8 protein-coding genes are annotated in these 7,514 nt (G+C 65.5%); 2 read left to right on the top strand and 6 right to left on the bottom strand.

Going from position 1 to position 7,514, the window contains the following annotated elements:
* Positions 1-193: 193 nt before the first annotated feature.
* Positions 194-529, bottom strand: a complete 336-nt coding sequence (locus AC3A3G_RS15970) for a MerR family DNA-binding protein (protein WP_200168612.1) — start codon at positions 527-529, stop codon at positions 194-196.
* A 26-nt stretch (positions 530-555) separates the two neighbouring features.
* Here AC3A3G_RS15970 and AC3A3G_RS15965 point away from each other — a divergent pair, with 26 nt between their 5' ends.
* Positions 556-2,265: a restriction endonuclease gene (locus AC3A3G_RS15965; protein WP_200168611.1), complete on the top strand. Its 1,710-nt coding sequence runs from the start codon at positions 556-558 to the stop codon at positions 2,263-2,265.
* A gap of 144 nt (positions 2,266-2,409) precedes the next feature.
* Here the strand turns inward: AC3A3G_RS15965 and AC3A3G_RS15960 are convergent, their stop codons facing one another.
* From AC3A3G_RS15960 to AC3A3G_RS15950, 3 genes are all read right to left on the bottom strand, one after another.
* On the bottom strand, positions 2,410-3,285 hold the full coding sequence (locus AC3A3G_RS15960) for a dihydrodipicolinate synthase family protein (protein WP_200168610.1): 876 nt from the start codon (positions 3,283-3,285) through the stop codon (positions 2,410-2,412).
* An 88-nt stretch (positions 3,286-3,373) separates the two neighbouring features.
* Positions 3,374-4,054 carry a B3/B4 domain-containing protein gene (locus AC3A3G_RS15955; RefSeq protein ID WP_487488690.1) on the bottom strand — a complete coding sequence of 227 codons (681 nt, stop codon included), beginning with the start codon at positions 4,052-4,054 and terminating at the stop codon, positions 3,374-3,376.
* A gap of 26 nt (positions 4,055-4,080) precedes the next feature.
* Positions 4,081-4,704, bottom strand: coding sequence for a LysE/ArgO family amino acid transporter (locus AC3A3G_RS15950; protein ID WP_200168608.1), 624 nt, complete (start codon positions 4,702-4,704; stop codon positions 4,081-4,083).
* A gap of 68 nt (positions 4,705-4,772) precedes the next feature.
* On the opposite strand from AC3A3G_RS15950, the gene AC3A3G_RS15945 reads away from it, so the two are divergent.
* Positions 4,773-5,672, top strand: coding sequence for a LysR family transcriptional regulator ArgP (locus AC3A3G_RS15945; RefSeq protein WP_200168607.1), 900 nt, complete (start codon positions 4,773-4,775; stop codon positions 5,670-5,672).
* Positions 5,673-5,755: 83 nt separating this feature from the next.
* Here the strand turns inward: AC3A3G_RS15945 and AC3A3G_RS15940 are convergent, their stop codons facing one another.
* Positions 5,756-6,637 carry a glycerophosphodiester phosphodiesterase family protein gene (locus tag AC3A3G_RS15940; protein WP_200168606.1) on the bottom strand — a complete coding sequence of 294 codons (882 nt, stop codon included), beginning with the start codon at positions 6,635-6,637 and terminating at the stop codon, positions 5,756-5,758.
* Positions 6,634-7,512, bottom strand: a complete 879-nt coding sequence (locus AC3A3G_RS15935) for a phosphodiester glycosidase family protein (RefSeq protein ID WP_200168605.1) — start codon at positions 7,510-7,512, stop codon at positions 6,634-6,636. Before AC3A3G_RS15935 ends, AC3A3G_RS15940 begins: the two co-directional genes overlap by 4 nt.
* Between the last annotated feature and the right edge of the window lie 2 nt (positions 7,513-7,514).

The raw sequence follows: 7,514 nt of genomic DNA, 5'->3' as shown, positions 1-7,514 counted from the left end.
TTGATCGCTTCATTCTGTCCGTCCTTCGTTAGGGCGGACTCTAGCTATTCCTGGAGGAGTTTCAGGGGGTCACGTCAATGTGGTTCAGCCGCCCTCTGAGCTGTTTCATCAAAGATAAAGCCGTAGCGCTTGATCGTCTCACGATGGAGGACCTTTCCGGTCCGGCTTCGCAGCTTCTCCTGAAAGCCAACATCTATTCGGCCTGCGCTGGCCCCAGGGCCTCGATGATCAGACAGGTCGAGATTGTGCCCTGCCAGCATCGCGACAGCAGGTTGTAGGTTCCACGACGCGGGCCCTCTAGGTCGGCGATCTTGCGCTCGACCTCGGTCAGATGCGCGCGCGTCAGTTCGTCCACTGTGGCGCACGACTGATCGCGGCGGTCCGCCAAGGCCAGCAGATCGCGCACCTGTTCGATGGCGAAGTGCAGATCGCGGACGCGGCACCCTGCGTACGCGCCCCTCCTGACGTGGAATATCCAGGGTTGCGCCTGAGTAGGCGAGGGGTACATGTCCCAACGCACGGCTTTCATTGATTCGCGTTCTTCCAGGGGGATTTGTGGCGGACCTCGTTCTTAGATCATCCAACCTCGATAATCTCGTCGCCGGTCCTCTCACCGCGCGCTGGAACGCCGCCGGCACGCGGATCCTTCGCTACTACATCGACCTGCGCCATTCGAAGATGAACCTGCATCGGGAGCTCAGCGCGCCGGAGAGGTTCATTCTCCAGAGCAAGGTCGACGCCCTCCTCGCCGCCTGGGACGAGAAGTGGGAGCAGCATCAGATCAAGGCCCTGCTGCAGTCCGGCAAGGAGTCGGCGGACGAGATGACGGCGGACGCCCTTCAGCGGCTCGACAGCCTGGGCCTCATCCTGGCCCACACTCTCTCGGTCAATGACGCTGTCGACTGGGAGGCGCTGAAGGACCGTAGCGCCTATCCCATGCCTCTGCGCTTCCCGCAGGCCAAGCCCGTCTTCACCCCTTTCCCCGCCCCCACCTTCACGGCGCCGACCATCTCTTTCTGGAGCCGTTTGATCGGCAAGGCAGAGCGCATCCGCGAAGAGGCAGCCGGCAAGCATCGCGAAGCTGTGGCCGCCTGGGAGGCCCAGGAAGCGCTCGGCCGCGCCCGCCACGCCGCCGAGGTCGGTCACTGGCAGAAGGCCGAGAAGGACTTCTGGGACGAGCACGAGGTCGCCAACAACGCCTTCCTCGCCGAACAGGCCGAAGCCAACGCCAAGGTCGACGCCCTGCGCATGTCGGTGTCGGCGGGCGACCCCGAAGCGGTGGTCGAACATGCCAGCCTCGTTCTGGAGGCCTCCGACTACGACGGTCTTTTCGAGAAGTCCTACGAAGTCCAGTACCGGCCTGAGGATCGCCTGCTGCTCGTCAGCTACGATCTGCCCGCGCCGGACGCCTTGCCGGGCGTGAAAAACGTGCGGTTCGTCAAGGCCACCGGAGAAATGAAGGAGACCCTGATCTCCGAACGCGATCGCAAGGGCAATTTCGAAAGCGTCGCCTATCAGATCTGCCTGCGCACGCTGCACGAGCTGTTCGAAGCAGACGTCGACCACAATATCGGTCGCATCCTCTTCAATGGCCAGGTCGAATACGTCGATCCCCGCACCGGTCAGGAAGCCCGCGTCTGCCTGCTGTCGGTCCTGGTGGACCGCGCCAGCCTTGAGGCGATCGATCTCGCCCGCGTCGACCCTAAGGCCTGTTTCAAGAGCCTCAAGGGCGTGTCCGCCGCCAGCCTGGCCTCGCTGACCGCCGTGCCGCCTGTCATGGAGATGGACCGCGAAGACCGTCGCTTCATCGAGGGCCGGGACGTCGCGCAGACCCTTGATGAAGGCACGAACCTCGCCAGCATGTCGTGGGAAGACTTCGAGCATCTGGTCCGCGAACTCTTCGAGGAGGAATTCCGCTCGCGCGGCGGCGAGGTCAAGGTCACGCGCTCCAGCAGCGACGGCGGTGTGGACGCCGTCGCCTTCGATCCCGACCCCATCAGCGGCGGCAAGATCGTCATCCAGGCCAAACGCTATACCCGCACGGTCGGCGTCGCCGCAGTGCGCGACCTCTACGGCACAGTCATGAACGAAGGCGCCTCCAAGGGGATTCTGGTCACGACTGCGGACTATGGGCCCGACGCCTATCAGTTCGCCAACGGCAAGCCCCTGACCCTGCTCAACGGTGCCAACCTTCTCCACCTGATGGACAAGCACGGCCGCCGCGCCCGAATCGACATTCGCGAAGCCAGACAGGCAGCGTCCTGAGGCGCGGCAACACCCTGCTAAGCAGCCGCCCCTGTTGATGACAACTGGAAGGACGAAAAGGCCTGATCGAATTGGTGCGATTTGATTGAACGCCGAACGGATAGAGCCCTGGCCGAAGGCGGATATTGGATGCTCCCTGTAGTCCTAGCGCGGCAACGCCTTCAGGAGACTGGCCTTCAGCATCGCATCGGGCCCCAAAAGCGGCTTCGGCGGCTGGGTCTCGGTCAGCCCCAGCATGTTCGCTACCGCGTATATCAGTCGAAGACTGCCGTGGGCGCGGAACAGGTTCCACATGCCGGCGAAGGCGGCGTCGCATCGGTCCGCTTCCTCGCGATCGCCTCTGACAGCCGCCGCCGCGAGCGCGGCGGCTTGTTCAGGAAACAGCCCGCCAGCCACGCTGTACCAGCAGTCGGCGCCCGCCAGCAGCGCTGCCTTGCAGCCCCAGTCGCCGCTGTAGCCGACGGACAGGCCCGGCGCCGCCTGCCGAAAGGCCGCCAGATCGGCTGCGATGTCGCCGGACGCCGGCAGCGGCAGCTTGATCGCCGCCACGGTCGGGATCGCCGCCAGACGCGCGACCAGTTCCGGCCTGAAGGTGAAGTTGGTCGTGCCGGGATTGCTGTAGATGCATAGCGGCAGGTCCGTGGCGGAAGCGACGGCGAGGAAGTGCTGAAAGACCTCCTCCTCCGTCAACGGCGTATAGCTGACCGGCGCCAGGAGCAGGCCGGACGCGCCCTCTGCCGCCGCATCCCGCGCCAGGGCCTGGGCCTCGTCGGTCCGCATGGCGCCGACGCCAACGATGATCGGGATTGAGGCGACGGCTTCAACAGCCGCCGCCACGGCGCGTCGCCGTTGGTCGCGGCTCAGGAACATATAGGTCCCGGTGCTGCCGAGCAGACCTATGGAATCGGCGCCGCCCGCCTCGATGCGCCGGGCCAACCGCTGCAGGTCAGGCGCAATGACCTCGCCTTCGGGCGTCATCGGGGTGATGGGAAAGGCTGAAAGGCCCGAAAACAGCGCCATGCTTCTGCTCCAGAATATCGCCCCAGTGAGGCCCGACGCAGCGGTCGGCTCAAATCAGGCTTGGCTTCAGTCTGTGACGGACGGTCGGTCAGTCTGCGCGTTGAAGGAGAAGACTGCTCGCCTGCAGCGACGGACTGAGACGCTTCAACCCAGCGATCAGGTCGTCGCCCGCCTGCAGCAGGGCGGGTATCGGCATGGGGTCCAGGCGCTCAAGGATGAACCACATGGCGGTGCTGTCGTCGGTGATCCGCGTCCGTACTCCCTGCCGCCAGTTCCATCGCCGGCAGGTCGCACCGTGATCATCGCGCCAGATGACCTCGCCGGGATCAATCATCTCGGTCTTCGGTTCGCCGTTCTGCGCCGTGTCGAAGGCCTCGCCGCCCTGGGCGACGACCAGCCTGGGCGTCCCGGCGTAGGCGTCCGCATCCTCGCCGCCGCTCGGAAGGGCGTAACGAAGGCTGATCGCATTGTAGAGATCGACGACGGCGTTCACCGGCGGCAAGGCCCCATCCCGCTGCGCCCGCTTACGCAAGGCCTCGACGGAGCATGGCGTCCGCTGCGGCTTGGCGCCGAAGGCGCGGTAGGCGCCCCGCCAGGCGTCCAGATGCGCCTCAGCCCACTCAGGCTCGTGCGCCTCACACGCTAGACGCAACTGTTCGGCGTAATAAGAAGCGCTCGGCCCATTGCGCGCGCCAGCGACCAGGATGCTGAGCGCGGCGAAATCCGGACGCAGGGCGTAGATTTCCGGGGTGATGACGGGCGGGTTCATGAGGACCTCGATGTTCTGAAATGGCGTCAGGCGAAGACGCCGCGCACCAGGATGATGGCGATGACGGTCATCATCAGGCCCGTGACGACATCCAGCACGCGCCAGGCGAGCGGGCGTGCGAAGAGCGGCGCCAGAAAGCGTGCGCCAAACCCGATGGCCGCGAACCAGACAGCGGCGAAGGTCGAGGCTCCGATGATGAAAAACAGGCGCTGGCTCTCGGGCAAGCTGGATCCGACGGCCCCCATCAACATGACGGTGTCGATATAGACATGCGGGTTCAGCAGGGTGAAGGCGGCGGTGGCCGCCAGCGCCGCCCCGAGCGACAGACCTGCGCCGTCCTCAATGACCAGAGCCTCCGAGCGCATTGCCCGCCGAAAGGCCCCTACGGCGTACCAGGTCAGGAAGGCGGCGCCGCCGAGGCTCAACGCCGCCGATAGACCGGGAACCGCCGCCAGCAACCGGCCTAGACCATTCACGCCGGCGATGACGAGAACGGAATCCGCCACGGCGCAGAACAGGACGACCGGCAGGACATGCTCGCGCCGCAGCCCCTGCCGCAGCACGAACATGTTCTGGGCGCCGATGGAGACGATCAGGCTGGCCGACAGGGCGAAACCCTTCGCCAGGGCCGGAAGAATGGAAACGATCATGAGATGCTGATCGCATGGCGCAGGGCCGTAGCCGAACTAATCCTGCTTAGGCTAGATTAGCTGTCCTAATGTTAGACTATCCCGCCCTCGCGGCCCTTGCCGCCGTCATCCGCACCGGCTCCTTCGATGCGGCCGCCGAAGCCCTGTCGGTCACGCCCTCGGCCGTGTCCCAGCGCGTGAAAGGATTGGAGGAGCGGTTAGGTCTGCCCTTGGTCATTCGCGCGACGCCGTGCCGACCGACCGAGGCAGGGGCGCGGCTGGCGGCCCACTTCGATCAGGTGGCTCTTCTGGAGCACGACATGATGGCGGGCGATCCCGTCTGGGCCGCCGCGTTCGGCGGCGCGCGCCCGACCTTGAAGATCGCCCTCAACGCCGACAGCCTCGGCACCTGGTTCCCTGGCGCGGCCGCCCGCTTCGCCGCCGCCCAGCCGAACACCCTGTCCCTGGTGCTCGACGACGAGGCCGACACCGCAGAGCGCCTGCGCGCAGGCGAGGTGATCGCCGCCGTGACCACAGCGGGAAAGGCCGTCGCAGGATGCCGCACCCTGCCGCTGGGGTCGCTTCGCTACTTGGCCGCCGCGACGCCGGACTATCGCGATCGCTATTTCCCGAGCGGCGTGACGACGGCGCGGCTGACGGAGGCGCCGGTGCTCCGCTTCAGCCCCCGTGATCGGCTGCAACTCAAGTGGACTGAAAAGGTCGTTGGAAGTCCGGTCGAAGGGTCGACCCACTGGGTGCCGTCCACCCAGGGGTTTCTGGATTTCACTCTGGCTGGCGTCGCCTGGTCCCTGACGCCGGAACGCCTTGCCGCTCCGTTGATCGCGTCAGGCCGTCTGGTCGATCTTGCCCCCGGCATCATCGTCGACGTACCACTTTTCTGGCAGCACCTACGCATCACCACACGCCTGATCGAAGACCTGACCAAGGCGGTTCGCGCTGGGGCGGCCGACTGGCTGCAAACCGCCTGACGGCAATGCGCCATGTGTGGACATTGGTTCAGAGCTAAGAACCAGACGTTGCGCTGCGCAAACAAGCGCTTCTCGTACATGCATCACCTTCGCCCGAGGTATTTCATCAAAGCCTCTGGTTCATCCGTCTGGATCATGCTGGCTCCGTCTCGGATCAACCCGCCCCAGACCCCTTCGGGATCGGCCAGGGCCTGGCGGTCATCCTCACCCAGGCTGTTGACCCAGATGCGGGCGCCAGGAAGCCGTCTGGATCCGGCCGCTTCACGTAGAAAGACCCGATCCCCCAAGAAGGCCACCTCATAGGCGACCGGTCTGTAGAGATCGAAAGCCGCCAACGGGACCTCCAACTCCATGGCGCAAGGCGGACGCCCGCCGCGAGCGCAGCGTCCGACAATCGGCATGAAATGCGTGCGACCAAGGAAGGGAGCGTTGCGTAGGCGCGCCGAGCTCGGTTCCGCGCGCAACTTCATCAGGACCTGATCGGCCATGCCCAGCCGGTCAAGCAGATGCATGACCTCGACCTCGCTCTCGACCTTGAGGTCCAGGTTGACCATGATCCGGCCCCGCGCCGCCAGGAGAGCCTCCTCCAGGGTCGGAACTTGATGTTCGGTCAACACCGCCTCGCCGCCGCCTCCGTCCTTCAAGCGCAAGGCGCGGACCTGCTCCAGCCGGAGGGCCGACAAAGGACCGGTGCCGTCCGTTGTTCGGTCAAGCGTACCGTCATGCAGCAGGACCAGAGCCCCGTCGCTGGTGTTGCGAACATCCAGTTCGATCATGTCCACGCCCAGGCGGACGCACGCCTCGATAGCCGCGACGGAGTTCTCGGGCGCACCGTTCCAGCAAGCGCGGTGGGCCACCACCATGACCCCTTCGCCCGATGACAGGCGACGCGCGATGGCGTCGGTATCCGCCATGGCCGGCCCTGCGATCAGGACCACCAGCGCCAGCAGCAACAGCCTTTTCATCGGTCATCTCCCCAAAACAGGGCAATATGATTGGCCACCGGGCGCTCTCGTCCCGGCACCTTCGTATGAATCGGCGAGTTCAGGATGCGCGCATGCCCCTGCCCGTCGTCAACCGCCAGGGTGGACGAGCCGCCCCCGTCCAGATTGATCGCATCCGCCGCCCCCAGACCGACGAACAGATCCGCCAATTCCGGCAGGGTCTGTCCCGCACTTGACGTCTGGCGACCGTCGACCACGACGATCCAGGCGGTCTTGCGATCCGCCGAAACGCCGATGGCCGTGCGCGGATGACGGCTGCCGGCATGGGCGTCGCGGAAATCCAGGCGTCGACCGGCTTCCAGTAGACGCGGTCCCGCAGCGACCCCATCGGCATAGCCGTCGGGGCAAACCTGCCCATCTTCGATCACCACATGGGCCCCTGCGAAGCAGATGATGGAATCCACCCGCTCGTCCAGATGTGTCTCGACCGGCGACGTCGCCCGCCCATTGCTGAGCGCCGCGCCCGATACACTGACGGCTTGGCCGACATGGGGATAGTAGTCTGATCCGCCCTCGCTTCCCCCTTTGAAGGGCAGGAAGTAGCTGGCGTTGATCGCGACCTTGGCGCCGGTCTCTTCCAGATATGCACTGGTCAGGCGCGCCACATATTCCATGCCGAGGCTGGTGTCTCCAGGCGTCACTCCGAAGCGAAGGTCAGGGCGCGTGAGGTCGATGGTCAGGACGTGAGCGCGCACGGCGGCCTCGCCACCCGGCTCGATCAGCCTGTAGTCATAGTCGGAACCGGGGCTGGCGCCGACCAACGGCGGCATGGCCGCGCAGGCCGCCAGAGAAACAGCCGCCGTCCCCGGCGCCAGCTTGCGCAATACAAAGATCATGA

The sequence above is a fragment of the Brevundimonas sp. Soil_N_31 genome (assembly GCF_057655995.1).
Note: the sequence above shows the minus strand (reverse complement) of the source record. Positions and strands in the feature narration are given on the sequence as shown.